The organism is Rhodanobacter sp. UC4443_H10, assembly GCF_052978325.1.
Genome location: NZ_CM129668.1, coordinates 164,617 through 180,534 on the forward strand (window position 1 = coordinate 164,617; position 15,918 = coordinate 180,534).

Consider the following 15,918-nt stretch of genomic DNA (forward strand, 5'->3'; position numbering starts at 1 on the left):
AGTCACGCGGTCGGCCATCAGCGCCGCTCAGGATACGCCGCGGGTCGCCGTCGTCCAAGCAAATGCCTGCGTCGTGCGCATTCGCATTCCGGCAACCCGTGCCGCGTCACGCGGAAGCCTTGTCGTGGAAAGCAGGTCGCGTGCTACCTGCCGGTACATGGCCGCAGGCTCCTGCGGACAGGGGTACGCTGCCATGCGCCAGGGCAGTGGTGCTAGTTTGATGCACTTCCCGCCGCATCACGGAGTCGCCCATGCCCGCTCGTCCTTCCGCCCGCTCGTCGGCCATGCGCCGGCTGGCCTGCACTTGCATGCTGGCGACTTCGCTGGCGCTGTTTGCCGGCACCGCGCTGGCGCAGCAACAGCGCAGCCTGCAGGTGCCGGACCCGCAGGACACGCCGTACGCCGGCACGATCGCGCTGCATGTCGATGCCAGCGACACGGCGCAGGGCATCTTCCGCGTGCAGGAGACGATTCCGGTCACGGCCGGTGCGCTGACCCTGCTGTATCCGCAATGGATTCCCGGCGACCACTCGCCCACCGGCCCGATCGACATGCTGGCCGGACTGAAGCTCAGCGCCGACGGCAAGCCGGTGGCGTGGAAGCGCGACAAGTACAACGTCTACGCGTTCCACCTCGACGTGCCCGCAGGCGCGTCCAGCCTGGACGTGCAGTTCCAGTACCTGTCGCCGCGCCGCGGCGGCTTCGAGATCACCGACCGCATGATGGACATGGCGTGGAGCAAGGTCGCGCTGTATCCGGCCGGGCACTACACCCGCGGCATCACGGTCGCGCCCAGCCTCACGCTGGCGCCGGGCTGGCAGTTCGGCACTGCGCTGGAAACCTCGGCGCGCAAGGGCGACACCGTCACGTTCAAGCCGGTGACCTTCAACACGCTGGTGGATTCGCCGGTCTACGCGGGGCGTTATTTCAAGCGCGTGGACCTTGCCCCGGACAGCAAGGTGCCGGTGCACCTGGACATCGTCGCGGATGCGCCGAAGTACCTGGAGATCACCCCGCAGCAGCTGAAGGCGCACCGTGCGCTGGTGACCCAGGCGGTGAAGCTGTTCGGCTCGCAGCACTACGACCACTACGACTTCCTGTTCTCGCTGTCGGACGTGCTGGCCGGCAACGGCACCGAGCACCACCAGTCCAGCGAGAACGGCCTGGACGCGGACTACTTCACCGCCTGGTCCGACACCGCGCCCAACCGCGACCTGCTGGCGCACGAGTACACCCATTCGTGGAACGGCAAGTTCCGCCGTCCGGCGGATCTGTGGACACCGAACTTCAACGTGCCGATGGGCGATTCGCTGCTGTGGGTGTACGAGGGCCAGACCCAGTACTGGGGCTTCGTGCTGACCGCGCGCTCCGGCCTGTGGACGGCGCAGCAGTTCCGCGATGCGCTGGCGATGGTCGCGGCCAATTACGACCGCAACCGGGTCGGCTTCGGCTGGCGCACGCTGGAGGACACCACCAACGATCCCACCGCTGCGCTGCGCGCGGCGCTGCCGTACCGCAGCTGGCAGATGAGCGAGGAGTACTACAGCGGCGGCCAGATGATGTGGCTGGCGGTGGATGCAAAAATTCGCAGCCTCACGCACGGGCGCAAATCGCTGGATGATTTCGCCCGTGCCTTCTTCGGCGTCGACGACGGCAGCTTCGTCACCAGGACCTATACCTTCGACGACGTGGTGGCGGCGTTGAACGGCGTGGCGAAGAATGACTGGGCGAGCTTCCTGCACGCGCGCGTGGACACGCTGGATCCCCCGCTGGCCGGCGGCCTGGCAGCTACCGGCTGGAAGCTGGTCTACACCGAGCAGCCCAGCGCCTACGAAAAGCAGTACGAGAGCCGCCCGGAATCGCCGCGGCACATCTTCAACTTCGCCTGGTCGATCGGGCTGACGCTCACCAAGGGCGGCGAGATCAACGACGTGCGCTGGGACGGCCCGGCGTTCAGGGCCGGCGTGAGCACCGGCGCCACCGTGGTCGCGGTGAACGGGCAGGCGTACGGCACCGACGTGCTCAAGGACGCGATCACCGCGGCCAAGGGCAACCAGACGCCGATCAAGCTGCTGCTGAAATACCAGGGCAGCCTCCGCACCGTGGCGGTGGACTACCACGGCGGGCTGCAATATCCGCACCTGCAGCGCATCGAGGGCACGCCGGATTACCTCGGCGACATCATCGCGGCACGGAAGTAGAGCCGCGAGCGCGGGTGTAAAGCCCCTCTCCCTCTGGGAGATGGGTTGGGGTGAGGGTTCGGCTGGAGCGAGGAATCCAACCCCAATCGAACCTCATCCGATTTGCTTCAAGAGATCTGGAGGACAGAACCATGAGCCCACGTCACTGGATTGCGATGTTCGCCTGCGCGCTGGCAGTGGGGGTGTCGGTCACGGCATCGGCAGGCACCACACCGCTGCGCGTGATGACCTTCAACGTGCGCGTGCCGGTGGACCAGGGTGCCAACGCGTGGGAGAACCGGCGCGAGCTGATGGTGCAGGTGATCCGCGCGCAGCACCCGGACGTGCTCGGCACGCAGGAGCTGACCGAGGAGCAGGGCGAATACCTCGCCGCGCATCTGCCCGGCTACGCCTGGTTCGGCCAGGGTCGCGAGGGTGGCAGCAAGGGCGAGCACATGGGCGTGTTTTACCGCACCGATCGGCTGGAGGTGCTGCGCTCCGGCGATTTCTGGCTGTCCGACACGCCGGACGTACCCGGCAGCATCACCTGGGGCCAGCCGTATCCGCGCATGGTCACCTGGGCGCGGTTCCGCTTGCGCGATGGCGGCGGCACGTTCGACTACCTCAACACGCACTTCCCCTACCGCGACCAGGACGTGCGCCCGCGCATGCTCAGCGCCGCCGAAATCCTGCGCTGGATCGACCAGCTGCCGGCCGATGCGCGGGTCATCCTCACCGGCGATTTCAACTGTGCGCCGGACACGCCGGTGCACGCGAAGCTGACCGCCGGCTTGCATGACGCCTGGATCGAAGCCGCCACGCGCTCGGGCCCGGCAAGGACGTTCCACAACTTCACCGGCACGCCCGACCGGCGCATCGACTGGATTCTCAGCCGCGGCTTCAAGGCGCGCACGGTGAGCACGGTGACCACGCATGAAGGTGCGCGCTATCCCTCCGATCACTTCCCGGTAGTGGCCGAGCTGGTGGTAACGCCCGTCGCAGCCAGAACGCCGGCGCACTGACCTGAGGCCGCAACGCTTGAGCCCCTCTCCCTTTGGGAGAGGGGTTGGGGTGAGGGTACGGGGCTGGAGCGAGTTTTCCGCTCCGACCGCACCCTCATCCGCCCTTCGGGCACCTTCTCCCGAAGGGAGAAGGGAAGATCATGCGCGTTCTGAGTCACATCGGCAGTTGTGGGCGCCCATCCGCCGGCTTCGTCGCCGTGACCAGCATCGTGGACATCCACGGCCCGCCCCACCAGGTGCGCCAGCCCAGCGAGCGCCGTGCGCTGTCGATGCCGCGTGCGCGCAGATGTCGCTGGTACTGCGCGCTCTTCGAGATGTCGGCAATCAGCAATCGCCCGCCGGGTCGCAGCACGCGCCAGGCCTCGTCGATGGCGCGGTCGCGGCCGGCGGTATCGCTGATGTTGTGGATCGCCACGTTGGAGATCACCAGGTCGAAGCTGGCGTCGGCGAACGGCAGCTCGCGCATGTCCGCCGTGCGCAGCTCGACGCGATCAGCGACGCCTTCCGCCTCGGCGTTGCGCACCGTCACGTCCATCGCATTGCCCGACTGATCCTTGCTGCTCCAGATGTCGACGCCAGTGGCGCGGCCATGGGGCAGGTGGGTGGCGGCCATCAGCAGGATCGCGCCGCGGCCGCAGCCCAGATCCAGCACCTCCTCGTCGCCGCGCCAGGCCTGGGCGTCGAGCAGCTCCCGCCACACCACGAACTTGCCGCGCAAGGTGGTGTGCAGGTAGAGCGCGAGGATGATGGCGATCAGGGCGGCGGTGATCCACAGGCCATCCACGTGCGCGAACACCATCAGGCCGAGGCAGACGAGCAGGCCGGCGGCCATCATGGCGGGCACGTACGGGGCATCGATGCCGTAGCTTCCGTTTCGACGTGACATGGCGGGCCGCTCCCTCGCGGTGGTGATCGACAGCGCATTCTTCTGCCGCGGCGGTTGCCGTGCCAGTGACGCGTGTCATGCCGCGAACGTGCAGCATGACGCCCGGCAGGCAGGCGACTAGAATTGAACGGTTGCGGCCGCGTCGCATGCTGGCGTGCACGGCTTTCGCCCATCCCTCCCGGTTGACGACGCGCTCGCGTTCTCGACCCCGCTACCGGAATCGCCATGCGTTCGACCCTCGGCTTGCGTCTGTTTTCCCTCGCCCTGTGCCTGCTTGTCCCGCTGCCGCTGTTGGCCAAAGATGCGCCCAGCGTGGGCCAGCAACGCGAGGACGTGCTGTTCTGGACGCAGGCGCAGCGCACGGCGCAGTTTCCGCGCATGTACGAGCTGTTTCCCGCCGACCGCGTGGCGCACGGCAGCCACGTGCACGCCTTGCCCGAGGGTGAGCCGCTGGTTCCGCGCTGGGACGCCGCCGGCGTCACGCTGGCCGGCTACATGAGCGAGCACCACCTGGCCGGCGTGATGGTGCTGCAGCATGGCCGCATCCGTATTCAGCGCTACGCACCCGGCTTCGGACCCGCGCAGCGCTGGACGTCGTTCTCGGTGGCCAAGTCGGTCACCTCGACCCTGCTCGGCATCGCGCTGCGTCGCGGCGACATCCACGGCATGGACGACACGCTGGAGACCTACATCCCGCAATTGCGCGGCACCGCCTACGCCAAGGTGACCGTGGAGCAATTGCTGACGATGACCTCCGGCGTGCGCTGGAACGAGGATTACGACGACCCGCATTCCGACGTGGCGCAGATGTACCGCAGCGCCTGCGAGAACGGCCAGCCGCATGTGGTCTCGTACCTGGCGAAGTTGCCGCGTGCGTATCCCGCCGGCACGCACTGGAACTACAACACCGCCGAGACCGACCTGCTCGGCATCCTGGTCCAGCGCGCCACCGGCCAGTCGCTGGCGGGCTATCTGTCGCAGACGATCTGGAAGCCGTACGGCATGGCCTCGGACGCGTACTGGCTGAAGGACGAATGCGACGGCAGCGACACCGGCGGCAGCGGGCTCTCCGCCACCCTGGCCGACTACGCGCGCATCGGCCAGTTCATGCTCGACGGCGGCCGCATCGACGGCCGGCCGGTGATCGCCGACGCGTGGCTGCACGGTGCCATGCGCAAGCAGCAGGAGGTGGCCAGCCCCCGCCACGGCTACGGCTACCTGTGGTGGACCGACGCCGACGGCAGCTACGCCGCGATCGGCATCTTCGGCCAGATGGTCTACGTCGATCCGGCGCGGCAACTCGTGATCGTGCAGGTGGGTGCGTGGCCGCAGGCGACCTCGAAGGCGCTGGTAGCCTCGCGCCGTGCCTTCATCAAGGCCGTGCAGCACGGCGCGGATGCACCCGTTGGCGAGCGCCGGTCTCCCAGCCATTCCCGCTGAGCGTCCCGTTCGCCCCGGCCCACCACCGGGCGCTGCACCGTTCCCGCGAGCGCCGCCTGCATGTCCCCATTGATCCCGCTGAGCGTAGCCCGTGCAGCGGGCGGAGTCGAAGCGCCGCCGCACCCGCTCACCGCCGTAAGGCAAGCACCCCGTCCAGCGCCAGCTCCGCCCGGAACCCCGCCTGCTCCAGCCGGCGCGCCACCTCGCGCGGCACGTCGCGTCCGCTGGTCAGCTTGTTCGGGCTGCCGGTGTAGTGGAACAGCCGCCCGCCGCGACGCAACACCCGCGCCAGCTCCCCGTAGAACACCTGCGAGTACAGCCCGCCGGCGATGCCGAAGCGCGGCGGATCGTGCAGCAGCGCATCGAACGAGGCATCGGCGAGTTGCCCGATGGCCTGCGCCACGTCGGCGTGCTCCATCTGCAGACGACCGTCGCTGGCGGCCGGGTCGGGCGACCACGGGTTGAGCGTGCGCAGCCACAGCACGTCGGCGTTCTTCTCGAACGACTGGACGCGCGCCACGCCGGACTCCAGGCAGCACGCCGCGAAATAGCCAAGGCCGCCGCAGGTATCGAGCACCGCCTTGCCGCGCGGTTCGACCAGCGCCACCTTGCGCTGCGCATCGGCGAGCGGCGAGGCCTTGGCCGTGGGCAGCATCTTGATGCCGTCGATTTCGAACGTGGGCACGCCCCACTCGGTGGGCACCAGCTTGATCAGCGAACCGGCGAAGCGCGCCACCGGCGCGAAGTCATCGCCATCGAAAAAGTAGACCGTGCGCTCCTTCAGCTTGCCGGGGTAGGGATGGAGCGCGTCGCGCCAGCGCCAGCCGTCGGCCAGCAACGCAACCGTGTCGTGGCTGAGGCCCAGGTCGAGCGAACCGGTCCAGGTGGCGGCGCCGGCATCGCGCGCGGCGAGCAGGTCGTCGGCGATCGGGCGGGTCAGCAGCGGACCGTGATAACGGGACAAGTGGCGATTCCTGTGCCGGCAAATCGGGCCGGCTGGCCGGGCGGGCAGGTCATCCCGTCACGGTGATGGTACAGGCCCGCGCCGGTTGCCTTGCGTTGGGCAGACGGCCCGGCGGAGGCCGGAAAGGTTTGACCCTTGCCGGCCGCGGCGTATAGTAGCTATACACATGACTACTAATAAGCCAGGCAGTGACATCCTGCACGCGCTGCACCAGCTCGGCTTCACCGAGTACGAGGCGCGCGCCTATGCGGCGCTGGTCGCCGGCGGCGAGCTCAACGGCTACGCGCTGGCCAAGGCCAGCGGCATTCCTCGCGCCAACGTCTACGCGGTGGCGGGCAAGCTGGTGGCGCGCGGCGCGGCCGTGCGGGTCGAACGCACGGCTGGCGCGGCCTATGTCGCCACGGCGCCGAAACAGCTCCTGCGCGACATCGATGCCGATCGGCGCAGGGCGTTGGGCGATGCCCGCGAGGCGCTGTCGCGGCTTTCCCGCGAGCGTCATCCGCCGATGGTATTGAACCTGCGCGACGACGAAGTACTGGAGCGCGCCGGACAGCTGATCGAAGCCAGCGCGACCAGCCTGCGCATCGCGCTGCAGCCCACCGAGGCCGCGCACCTGGCCGCGCCGTTGCGTGCCGCACGAGAGCGCGGCGTGGCCATCACCACCTTGTGCCTGGAAGGTTGCGAGGTGGAATGCGGCGGCTGCGTAGGTGACCTCCATCGCTGCGCCATGGTTTCCGGCGGCGCGCGCTGGCTGCTGGTGGTCAGCGACGATCACGCGGCACTGCTGGGCTATTTCACCGGCAGCGGCATCACGGCGATATTCACCGAGCAACCGCTGGTGGTTTCGCTGACGGCGGCCTACATCCAGCAAAGCGCCACGCTGGCGATCCTGGGCAGCGAGCTGGCCGGACGTTTCGAAGGCCTGCTGTCGGCCGAGAGTCGCCGCCTGCTCGACGGCCTGTACCCGGCCGGAGATTTTCTCGCGCACATGCGCGAACTGAATGACGCCACGCCACGAACGGCGTGACGCGTTTCCATGCAAGAGGAGTGATGACCATGAACATGCGCAAAAACGTATTGGCAGCAGCGTTGGCCCTGGGCGGCATCGCCTTTGCCAGCGTGGCGATTTCCGCCGAAGCCCCGGCCGCGGCACCGCAGGCGCAGATGAACGCGTCGGCGATGAACTGGTTCGGCGGCGAGACTTACCTCGGCGCCCCGGCACTTGATGTGACCGCCGCGCTGGTCAAGGCCGGTGGCGGCGCCGACAACTTCAGCTTCTCCACGGCGCTGGTCTCGATGCTGGGCGAAAAGACCGTCAACGCGGAGGTGGCCAAGCTCACCAAGCAGTACGGCCATGAGAGCGTGACCAACTTCATCAACGGCATGACCTTCGCCGTCAACGACGGCCTCAAGCGCGCCACCGAAGCCGGCGTGACGTTGCCTGCGGCGCCGGCCGACCTCAAGGGCGCCAAGCTCGCCGGCACCCTGGTCAGCGCCGGCACGGCTGCCGACGGCAGCTGGTGGTCCGGCCTGCTGTTCGACAAGGCACTCTCGCACGACATCCACGTCAAGGTGATGCAGGACATCGACGCCAAGTACGGCCACGGGGCCGACGAGAACACCCACAAGATCCTCAACCAGGCGATGTACGACGTTGCCCAGGCGCTGAAGGCGAAGAACGTGAAGCTGGCCTCATTGCACTGAAGGCTTTCCACGGAATCGATGCAGAAACGGAGGCACAGGCCTCCGTTTCCTTTTTCAACCCGGCGCGTCGCCGGTGGCTTCAGCGCTCACCGGAACCGGCAGCCGCAGCCGGGTCGCTGCCGCGAAACGGAATCGGCGCAGCGGCATCCACCGGCAGCGTCGGGTGCGTGCGGCCCAGCGTGATGTTCTTGCTGGCGCGGACCTGGTGGTTCGCGTAAGTCCAGATCTCGCCAGTCTGGGTAATGAACACCGTCCAGTAGAGATCGGATTCCGGGCCGTAATCGATCAGCACATGGGCAAAACCATCGCCCTTGGGCGTGGTCATGGGGATCGGCGGATCGAGTTGCAGCATGGCCATGGGCACGGGTTTCGCGAGTCGTGGGTGGAGCGGCGCGCTGCCGGACCGGGGAGGTCGGGGCAGGCGGCTGGACCGGCGCCACAGGCATGTACCGCTGCAGCGGTCGTCGACACCATGCGCGCGCCATCGTCGACACGCCGTGAGCGGCGGCGTTCAGCCTTCCAGATGCTCCCGTTTGCCGAGGTCGGCGAGCAGGCCTCGGGCGAAGTCGAATGCGCGCGCCGCCAGGCTGCCGGCGGCCTCCCGATACACCGCATCGCCCACGCCGATGCGCAACACCATCAGGTTCGGATCGTCGCGCCGGTCAGGAAAAGCACCTTCTGCGAGAGCTTCCACGGCTCGTCGATGGTGCCCGCATCCCGATCCATGCGCGCGCTCGCGCACCGGCGCGCGCGGTGCGCATGGCGACCTCGATGCCGCCGATCAGCTCGCCCAGCTCATGCAGGTCGGGCGCGCGTGGCGCGACGTTCTTCATGGGAAGCTCGGCGCCGGGAAAGCCGCAGCATCGCGCCGCGGCCTTCAAGGGTGCACGGTGCCTCGGCATGGGGTCACTCCGCGGCCGACATCACCGCCTTGAGCTTGTCCTGGTCCATGTACTGTTCGAGGTCGGCCATGCCCTTGGCAACCTCAGGGTTCGAGAACAACTCCCTGCCGGCCACCTGTCCGAGCATGTTGAAGGCCGCGCCCACGGCGCCGCTCCCCTCGTACTTGACGGCGGCCTGCATCTCCTTCTTGCAAGTCACCGTCAGCAGCGTCTCGAACAGCTGCGCCATGTCGATGTTGAACTGCTTGCGTTGCGCTGCGGGTATGGACACGTAGCGCGAGACCGCCGGGTTGAGTGACATGGCGGAGAACATCCAGTTGACCAGCACGGCCTTCTGCTCGGACGTCGTGCGCGATACCAGGCACTTCGAAAGGTCGTCGGTGTATACGCCGGCCGAGGCCGGTCGCGGCGCAACGGCCATGAGCGTGAACAGCACCGGCGCCAGCGGGGTGGCAGTACGTCGATTCCTCATCCTTGTGATCTCGCTTGAAGTCGGTAATGGATCGGTGGCGCGAGGCCTCGCACGCAACCGTCGGAAAGGAGAGCGCAGCCCTGCCGCGACGCCGCCGGCCGTGCGCCCGCGGCGCGCTGGAGAGCAACAGGGGAGGTCCCCGCGAGCACTATAGCCGCGGGCACGGGCCAGGCGAAGCACACGTACTTGACCCGATAGCCCGTACCATTCGTGGGGGGCGAGGTGCCGGCGAAAACACGAACGTGATCCGTCAGTGCTTGCCCAAAGGCTGCAACCGGGCCACCTTCGACGACGCCTTCATCCAGCACATCGAAGACAAACCCGGCAACCGCCCGCGGAAGCGGCTAGGCTTTCGCACGCCGCAAGAAGTGTTCGAGCGGTCGTTCAAGCGCGCTGCACTTCGGAGTTGAATCCGCCGTCCGCGGCAGATTTTCGGACACGACCATCATCACGGGGGACCCTGGACATGAAGAAGACCACGCTGGGCGCGGCACTCGTTTCGCTTGTCTGCCTCTTGTCAGCCGCCGCGTTCGCGATGCCTCCGGCGGGCCAGGCTTCGGCGAAGGTCACGCCCGACATGATCCAGACCGGGTCCGACATCCCGCCCGACTGGAAGCAGCCGCACGGCAACTTCGACTACATCAAGCGCGACATGATGATCCCGATGCGCGACGGCGTGAGGCTGCACACCGTGATCCTGATCCCGAAGGGCGCGCACGACCTGCCGATCCTGCTTGAGCGCACGCCGTACAACACCGACAGCTTCGTGACCGGCAACAGCCCGCACATGGCCGACGCGGTGTGGTCGGGCGACAAGGACTGGGCCGACGGCAGCACCATCCTGGTCTGGCAGGACGTGCGCGGCAAGTACGGATCGGAAGGCAATTACGTCATGACGCGCCCGCCGATGGGGCCGCTGAACCCGACCACCACCGACGACACCACCGATGCCTGGGACACGATCGACTGGCTGGTGAAGAACACGAAGGAATCGAACGGCAAGGTCGGCATGATCGGCTCGTCCTACGACGGCTGGACGGTCGCGATGGCGCTGCTCCACCCGCATCCCGCGCTGAAGGTCGCGGCGCCGGAAAGCCCGATGATCGATGGCTGGATGGGTGACGACTGGTACCACTACGGCGCCCTGCGCCAGGTGAACCTCGACTACTTCAGCGGCCAGATGAGCAAGCGGGGCGAGGGGAAAAACATCCCGCGAGAAAGCTACGACGACTACACCAATTTCCTCGATGCGGGCTCGGCCGGTGCCTACGCCGAGGCCAACGGCTTCAGGCAATTGCCCTGGTGGAATCGCTTCTCCGCCCACCCGGCCTATGACGCCTTCTGGCAGTTGCAGGCACTCGACAGGCTGCTCGTCGCGCATCCTTCCAGCGTGCCCACGATGTGGCTGCAGGGCCTGTGGGACCAGGAGGACATCTACGGCGCCGTGCATGCCTGGGAGGCGCTCAAGAAGGCCGGGCACGGCGCCAACAACCACCTTGTCATCGGGCCGTGGTGGCACAGCCAGATCAACCGCGCCGGCTGGAACATGGGGCCGCTCAAATGGCCGGGCGACACCACCGCGCAGTTCCGCCAGAACGTGATGATCCCCTGGTTCAACCACTACCTGCGCGGCACCCCGCTGCCCAAGCCGCTGCCAGAAGCCATGATCTACAACGCGGTCGGGCAACACTGGGACAGTTTCGCGAACTGGAAGCCGGCCAGCGAGCAGTCGCTCACCCCGCTCTACCTGCAGGCAGACATGGGCCTCGGCTTCCAGCAGCCGACCGGCGGCAGCGACAGCTACGTCTCCGACCCGGCCAAGCCCGTGCCTTACCTGCCGCGCCCGATCCCGCAGAAAAACGACCGCTGGCGCACCTGGCTGGTCCACGACCAGCGCTTCGCCGAAACCCGGCCCGACGTGCTCGCCTACGTCACGCCGGTGCTGACCCGCACCGTGAAGGTCCAGGGCGCGCCGGTCGCCGACATCTTCGCCAGCACCACCGGCACCGACGGCGACTTCGTGGTCAAGCTGATCGACGTCTACCCCGGCACCGATCCGACCGATCCCGCGATGGGCGGCTACGAGCTGCCGGTCTCGCTGGACATCTTCCGCGGCCGCTATCGCAGGAGCTTTGCCGACCCGTCGCCGATCCCGGCGAACCAGGTGCAGGAATACAAGTTCCGCCTGCCGACCGTGAACTACGAGTTCAAGCCCGGCCACCGGATCATGGTGCAGATCCAGTCCAGCCTGTTCCCGCTCTACGACCGCAACCCGCAGAGCTACGTGCCCAACATCCTCTTCGCCAAACCATCCGACTACCGCAAGGCCACGGTGACGATCGAGCACGGGGGCGATGGGCGCAGCGCCGTGCTGTTGCCGGTGATAGCGGGTGTGGCCAACGGCGATTGACCCGAACCTCGATCCGCTCTCGGCGCATCTGCCTGACGAGGAAACTTACGCGGCGTCGATCGGCTTGAACATGGTGATGTCCGTTTCCACGAAGCCGAGCTTGACATACAGCGAATGGGCCGCCTGGTTATGGCCGAAGACGTGAAGGGCGATTCCCTCCAGGCCAAGATGGGCGACTTTCTGCTCGAGCGCGGCGAATGCACGTGCCGCGTGGCCTTGGCGACGATATTGCGGAGCGATGACGACATCGTAGATGTAGGCTACCCGACGTCCGCCTCGCTCCTTCACCGCGAACCAGAGGGTCCCCACCGGCTCGTCGACGGGTCCGGTTATGGTGAAAAGGCAGTTGTCGCGCGTCGCCGCTCCCTGGGGCAAAAGCTCGTCAAGCTGCGTGCGCGCGCGGTCAACCGCGTTCTCCGGAGGCCAGTCGCCCGACCTCACTTTCTCTTGCGCATAGCCAGGAATCACGGCGTCACGCCAGGCTGCGAACTCGGCTTCGGTGATTGGACGCAAAACCGGCATGTCGCCCCCCTTGCGCGGCGGATTCTACCTCACGGACAGTGGGATCAACGCCAGGAATTTCCGCTCCCGCGCCTCGGTGAACTGTCCGTCTGACGAGGTGGCGCTTCTGAGAGTTCCTACGCAAAAGTGGACACCGGTTGGTTAGCCGTACTGTGCCTCGAACTCGATGGGAGAACGATAGCCCAAGGCAGAGTGTAAGCGCTTGCTGTTGTAGAAATCGATGTAGCTGCGCACGGCGCTTCGCAGCGAGCCTTCGGTGCAGAAGCTGTCGCGGTGATACATGTCCGATTTCATCGACTTGTTCCACGACTCCATATGCGCGTTGTCGGTCATTCGATGCGGGCGGTTCACGCTCTGCACCAAGCCCGCCCTGGCCAGCATGCGTTTGAAGTCGCTGGCCAGAAACTCCACCCCGCGATCACTGTGCAGCAACGTGCCGGGCGGCGGTTTGCGTTGGCGCAACGCCGCTGCCAACGCCCGGCGCGTCAGGTTGGCCGTCCGGTCCGTTCCCAGCGACCAGCCCAGCAGGCGCCGCGAATAGCGATCCATGACGGTGGCGAGGTAGCGCCATGAACCCGATACTTTCAGATAGGTGACATCGGTGACCCAGACCTGATCGGGCCGATCCACCGTCAGCTCGTGCACCTGGTTGTCGACGCTGGCGAAGAAGCGATCGACACCCGGACAACGTCGATACAGATCGGCAGAGCAGCCACGGATGGCATGGTCCCGCATCAAGCGCTCGACCCGGCGGCGTCCGACGGATTCACCGTTGCGTTGCAGGCCGGCGTGGACGCGCGGGCTACCGTAAGTCTGCCGGCCTTCGGCGTGCACGTGGCGAATGCTCTCAAGCAGTCGTGCATCCTCCTGCGCACGCACGCTCGACGGTCGATCCCGCCAGGCGTAATACCCGCTTGGACTGACCCCGTACAGCCGGCACAACAGCCTCACCGGGTGGTGCTCTTGCTGACGGATGAAGCCGAAGATGTCGGCCTTGGACTGGAAGTGAACGCGATCGCTTTTTTTAAAAGGTCATGCTCGATCTTCAGCTGCTCGTAGGCCTTCTTCACCCGACGCAGCTCCTTCAGCTCCGCTGCCACGGCTTTGTCGACCGCCACACCCTTCGTCATGATCAATCCCTCGCGCGCCTGTTTGCGCCAACGAGACAGCATGAACGGGTGGATGTAAAGCGACTGGGCAACGTCACCCACCGCGACGCCCGGTAACAGGCTCAAACGGACAGCGGTTGCCTTGAATTCCTGGGTATAGCGGTAGGTGGTTCGTGGACCTGGTTTGGGCATCTTGTGGACTCCTGAAGTGGTAGTTCAGGGTGTCCACTAAAGCGTAGGAACTATCCCGTCCGCCTTGAACGAACTGTTAGGCAGCCTGTAGCTCACCTGAGCTGCCCTGTGATTGCTGCAAGCAGCAGCGTACCGCCAACGCACACTACGAAGATGCCCAGTGATATAAAACATTTGCGACGATACCGCAGCCCCTCCTCAGTGAGCATGTCGGAGCTAAGTAGTACGTTGGCAGGATTCCATAGCGTGTCGCGACCCCAGAGCTTGATGCCCGGACGAGCGCAGCGAACGGTCTTGATGGCGTAGACGACACACGCGAGCAAGGTGATGAGAGCTGTGAGCCAAACGGCGACAAAAACTGCAAGCGCCGCACCCACAAAAATCTGGGACATTCCTGTCTCCCTGCCTAACGCTAAGTAGACCCCAAAAATGGGGTGTTGCTCGGAGCATGCGGCTCCACTTTCCATCGTTCAAGCGGGGGATTTCTGCGACGGATCATCCGGTTGCGCCGCGGTGTGGGGGCGGGTACGGGGTTTGCGGCTCGGTGTTATCCGGCACATTTGAGGGTGTATGAGTTACACCCTCGGGAGTGGGGGTGTAACGGGGACGAAAGTGCCGGGTTTTCGTGTGGTGGGGCGCCGGATTTTCGGGCGCGGTCTGGCCAGCGGGCCAATGGGGGCTTGCGGTGCGACATGCGCCTGGGTCGCCGGATCGCGTCGGGACCGGCAATCATCCGGTAGCGGTCGGGTCAGCCGCCGCGACTCCACTCGCGTGCCGCCTCCGCAAACGCCACGCAATCCGCGAAGCGGTTGTACAGCGGCGCGGGCGAGATGCGGATCACGTCGGGTTCGCGCCAGTCGCCGATGACGCCGTGGGCCATCAGATAATCGAACAGTGCGCGGCCGCGTTCGCGGCCGTCGATCACGCGGATGGAGAGTTGGGCGCCGCGGCGTTCGGGGTCCGCGGGGGTGACGACCTGCAGTACGTCGGCCAGTTGCGTCTGCACCAGCCATTCGAGGTAGCCGGTGAGCGCCAACGATTTTTGGCGCAGAGCATCCATGCCGGCGCGGCGGAAAATTTCCAGCGACACGCGCAGGGGGGCCAGCGCCAGGATCGGCGGGTTGGAGAGCTGCCAGCCGTCGGCGCCGGGCGTGGGCACGAACCGGGGGCCCATCTGGAAGCGCGTGGTCTTGTCGTGGCCCCACCAGCCGGCGAAACGCGGCAACACGGCCTTGGCGTGGCGCTCGTGCACGAAGGCGCCGCCGACGGCACCGGGTCCGCTGTTCAGGTATTTGTAGCTGCACCAGATCGCGAAGTCGGCGCCGCTGTCGTGCAGTTGCAGCGGCAGGTTGCCGACGGCGTGGGCGAGGTCGAAGCCCACGGTGCAGCCGTGCCGATGCGCCAGCGCGGTGATGGCCTTGAGGTCGAACGCCTGGCCAGTGCGGTACTGCACGCCCGGCAGCATCACCAGGGCGATGCGCGAGCCGTGCTCGGCCAGCGCGCGCTCGATGGCGGCGATGGAGACGATGCCGTTCGGTTCGTCGGCTTCCAGTTCGATCAATGCGGTGGCGGGATCGAAGCCGTGGAAGCGGATCTGCGATTCCACCGCGTAGCGGTCGGTGGGGAAGGCGCCGGCCTCGATCAGGATCGCCGGGCGCTCGGCGGTGGGGCGGTAGAAGCTCACCATCATCAGGTGCAGGTTCACGCCCAGGGTGTTCATCGCCACCACTTCAGCCGGCTGCGCGCCGACCACGGCGGCGAGGTCGTCGCGCACGAACTCGTGGTAGTCCATCCACGGCAGGCGACCCTTGAAGTGGCCTTCCACGCCCAGTTCGCCCCAGTAGTCCAGCTCCGCGTTGACCGCCTCGCGCACGGCGCGCGGCTGCAGGCCGAGCGAGTTGCCGCAGAAATAGGCGCTGTCGCGGCCTTCGTGCGGCGGGATCAGGAACTCGTCTCGGAACGCGCGCAGCGGATCGGCGGCATCGCGGGCGGCGGCCCACGCAGCGGTGGGCTGGTAGTCGGGCATGGTGGTGTCCTGTTTCGGTGGGAGCGGCTGGCGCGCTTTTCGTCGGCGTGACGGAGAGCATCGTGCGCGAGCGCGCTCCTGCAGGGGTT

At 66.8% G+C, this 15,918-nt stretch carries 17 protein-coding genes; 6 read left to right on the forward strand and 11 right to left on the reverse strand.

All coding sequences use genetic code 11. From position 1 onward, the window contains the following. Positions 1 to 284: 284 nt before the first annotated feature. Both ACVCMB_RS00755 and ACVCMB_RS00760 read left to right on the forward strand, forming a co-directional pair. Positions 285 to 2,201 (forward strand): M61 family metallopeptidase, encoded by a 1,917-nt coding sequence (locus ACVCMB_RS00755; protein ID WP_447107197.1) that lies wholly within the window; start codon positions 285 to 287, stop codon positions 2,199 to 2,201. Positions 2,202 to 2,332: 131 nt separating this feature from the next. Further along, positions 2,333 to 3,202, forward strand: coding sequence for an endonuclease/exonuclease/phosphatase family protein (locus ACVCMB_RS00760; protein WP_447105873.1), 870 nt, complete (start codon positions 2,333 to 2,335; stop codon positions 3,200 to 3,202). 154 nt (positions 3,203 to 3,356) lie between these two features. Here ACVCMB_RS00760 and ACVCMB_RS00765 read toward each other — a convergent pair whose 3' ends face one another. Then, a complete protein-coding gene (locus ACVCMB_RS00765) occupies positions 3,357 to 4,088 on the reverse strand; it encodes a class I SAM-dependent methyltransferase (protein ID WP_447105874.1) in 732 nt (243 codons plus the stop codon). Between the two features lie 225 nt (positions 4,089 to 4,313). Here ACVCMB_RS00765 and ACVCMB_RS00770 point away from each other — a divergent pair, with 225 nt between their 5' ends. Beyond that, entirely contained in the window at positions 4,314 to 5,528 is a 1,215-nt protein-coding gene (locus ACVCMB_RS00770; RefSeq protein ID WP_447105875.1) for a serine hydrolase domain-containing protein, read from the forward strand. Between the two features lie 127 nt (positions 5,529 to 5,655). Here the strand turns inward: ACVCMB_RS00770 and ACVCMB_RS00775 are convergent, their stop codons facing one another. After that, the gene (locus tag ACVCMB_RS00775; protein WP_447105876.1) at positions 5,656 to 6,492 is read right to left on the reverse strand and encodes a class I SAM-dependent methyltransferase; all 837 of its coding nucleotides are present in this window, start codon (positions 6,490 to 6,492) and stop codon (positions 5,656 to 5,658) included. 166 nt (positions 6,493 to 6,658) lie between these two features. On the opposite strand from ACVCMB_RS00775, the gene ACVCMB_RS00780 reads away from it, so the two are divergent. Together ACVCMB_RS00780 and ACVCMB_RS00785 are read left to right on the forward strand one after the other, a co-directional pair. Next, positions 6,659 to 7,519, forward strand: coding sequence for a TrmB family transcriptional regulator (locus tag ACVCMB_RS00780; protein WP_447105877.1), 861 nt, complete (start codon positions 6,659 to 6,661; stop codon positions 7,517 to 7,519). 29 nt (positions 7,520 to 7,548) lie between these two features. Next, the gene (locus tag ACVCMB_RS00785) at positions 7,549 to 8,196 is read left to right on the forward strand and encodes a hypothetical protein (protein ID WP_395117454.1); all 648 of its coding nucleotides are present in this window, start codon (positions 7,549 to 7,551) and stop codon (positions 8,194 to 8,196) included. A 79-nt stretch (positions 8,197 to 8,275) separates the two neighbouring features. Here the strand turns inward: ACVCMB_RS00785 and ACVCMB_RS00790 are convergent, their stop codons facing one another. From ACVCMB_RS00790 to ACVCMB_RS00805, 4 genes are all read right to left on the reverse strand, one after another. After that, entirely contained in the window at positions 8,276 to 8,554 is a 279-nt protein-coding gene (locus ACVCMB_RS00790) for a hypothetical protein (RefSeq protein ID WP_447100620.1), read from the reverse strand. A 153-nt stretch (positions 8,555 to 8,707) separates the two neighbouring features. After that, positions 8,708 to 8,890, reverse strand: a complete 183-nt coding sequence (locus ACVCMB_RS00795) for a hypothetical protein (protein ID WP_447105878.1) — start codon at positions 8,888 to 8,890, stop codon at positions 8,708 to 8,710. Then, complete coding sequence (locus tag ACVCMB_RS00800; protein WP_447105879.1) at positions 8,859 to 9,029, reverse strand: hypothetical protein; 171 nt, start codon at positions 9,027 to 9,029, stop codon at positions 8,859 to 8,861. Before ACVCMB_RS00800 ends, ACVCMB_RS00795 begins: the two co-directional genes overlap by 32 nt. A gap of 73 nt (positions 9,030 to 9,102) precedes the next feature. Beyond that, positions 9,103 to 9,570, reverse strand: a complete 468-nt coding sequence (locus tag ACVCMB_RS00805; RefSeq protein ID WP_447105880.1) for a hypothetical protein — start codon at positions 9,568 to 9,570, stop codon at positions 9,103 to 9,105. Positions 9,571 to 10,036: 466 nt separating this feature from the next. Here ACVCMB_RS00805 and ACVCMB_RS00810 point away from each other — a divergent pair, with 466 nt between their 5' ends. Next, positions 10,037 to 11,980: a CocE/NonD family hydrolase gene (locus tag ACVCMB_RS00810; RefSeq protein WP_447105881.1), complete on the forward strand. Its 1,944-nt coding sequence runs from the start codon at positions 10,037 to 10,039 to the stop codon at positions 11,978 to 11,980. A gap of 45 nt (positions 11,981 to 12,025) precedes the next feature. Here ACVCMB_RS00810 and ACVCMB_RS00815 read toward each other — a convergent pair whose 3' ends face one another. The 5 genes from ACVCMB_RS00815 to kynU form a co-directional block, all read right to left on the reverse strand. After that, the gene (locus ACVCMB_RS00815; RefSeq protein ID WP_447099264.1) at positions 12,026 to 12,502 is read right to left on the reverse strand and encodes a GNAT family N-acetyltransferase; all 477 of its coding nucleotides are present in this window, start codon (positions 12,500 to 12,502) and stop codon (positions 12,026 to 12,028) included. A 141-nt stretch (positions 12,503 to 12,643) separates the two neighbouring features. Further along, on the reverse strand, positions 12,644 to 13,489 hold the full coding sequence (locus tag ACVCMB_RS00820; RefSeq protein ID WP_447107198.1) for an IS3 family transposase: 846 nt from the start codon (positions 13,487 to 13,489) through the stop codon (positions 12,644 to 12,646). Next, the gene (locus ACVCMB_RS00825; protein WP_447105882.1) at positions 13,450 to 13,803 is read right to left on the reverse strand and encodes a transposase; all 354 of its coding nucleotides are present in this window, start codon (positions 13,801 to 13,803) and stop codon (positions 13,450 to 13,452) included. Before ACVCMB_RS00825 ends, ACVCMB_RS00820 begins: the two co-directional genes overlap by 40 nt. A 92-nt stretch (positions 13,804 to 13,895) precedes the next feature. After that, complete coding sequence (locus ACVCMB_RS00830; protein ID WP_447099262.1) at positions 13,896 to 14,195, reverse strand: hypothetical protein; 300 nt, start codon at positions 14,193 to 14,195, stop codon at positions 13,896 to 13,898. A gap of 356 nt (positions 14,196 to 14,551) precedes the next feature. Continuing rightward, positions 14,552 to 15,829 (reverse strand): kynureninase, encoded by a 1,278-nt coding sequence (kynU, locus tag ACVCMB_RS00835; protein ID WP_447105883.1) that lies wholly within the window; start codon positions 15,827 to 15,829, stop codon positions 14,552 to 14,554. Between the last annotated feature and the right edge of the window lie 89 nt (positions 15,830 to 15,918).

Bases quoted from the DNA above. Each gene is read 5' to 3' on its own strand.
- ACVCMB_RS00810 (WP_447105881.1), top strand. From the start codon at position 10,037: ATGAAGAAGACCACGCTGGGCGCGGCACTCGTTTCGCTTGTCTGCCTC.
- kynU (WP_447105883.1), bottom strand. From the start codon at position 15,829: ATGCCCGACTACCAGCCCACCGCTGCGTGGGCCGCCGCCCGCGATGCC.
- ACVCMB_RS00800 (WP_447105879.1), bottom strand. From the start codon at position 9,029: ATGAAGAACGTCGCGCCACGCGCGCCCGACCTGCATGAGCTGGGCGAG.
- ACVCMB_RS00825 (WP_447105882.1), bottom strand. From the start codon at position 13,803: ATGCCCAAACCAGGTCCACGAACCACCTACCGCTATACCCAGGAATTC.
- ACVCMB_RS00770 (WP_447105875.1), top strand. From the start codon at position 4,314: ATGCGTTCGACCCTCGGCTTGCGTCTGTTTTCCCTCGCCCTGTGCCTG.
- ACVCMB_RS00760 (WP_447105873.1), top strand. From the start codon at position 2,333: ATGAGCCCACGTCACTGGATTGCGATGTTCGCCTGCGCGCTGGCAGTG.
- ACVCMB_RS00755 (WP_447107197.1), top strand. From the start codon at position 285: ATGCGCCGGCTGGCCTGCACTTGCATGCTGGCGACTTCGCTGGCGCTG.
- ACVCMB_RS00830 (WP_447099262.1), bottom strand. From the start codon at position 14,195: ATGTCCCAGATTTTTGTGGGTGCGGCGCTTGCAGTTTTTGTCGCCGTT.
- ACVCMB_RS00785 (WP_395117454.1), top strand. From the start codon at position 7,549: ATGAACATGCGCAAAAACGTATTGGCAGCAGCGTTGGCCCTGGGCGGC.
- ACVCMB_RS00815 (WP_447099264.1), bottom strand. From the start codon at position 12,502: ATGCCGGTTTTGCGTCCAATCACCGAAGCCGAGTTCGCAGCCTGGCGT.
- ACVCMB_RS00805 (WP_447105880.1), bottom strand. From the start codon at position 9,570: ATGAGGAATCGACGTACTGCCACCCCGCTGGCGCCGGTGCTGTTCACG.
- ACVCMB_RS00780 (WP_447105877.1), top strand. From the start codon at position 6,659: ATGACTACTAATAAGCCAGGCAGTGACATCCTGCACGCGCTGCACCAG.
- ACVCMB_RS00765 (WP_447105874.1), bottom strand. From the start codon at position 4,088: ATGTCACGTCGAAACGGAAGCTACGGCATCGATGCCCCGTACGTGCCC.
- ACVCMB_RS00790 (WP_447100620.1), bottom strand. From the start codon at position 8,554: ATGGCCATGCTGCAACTCGATCCGCCGATCCCCATGACCACGCCCAAG.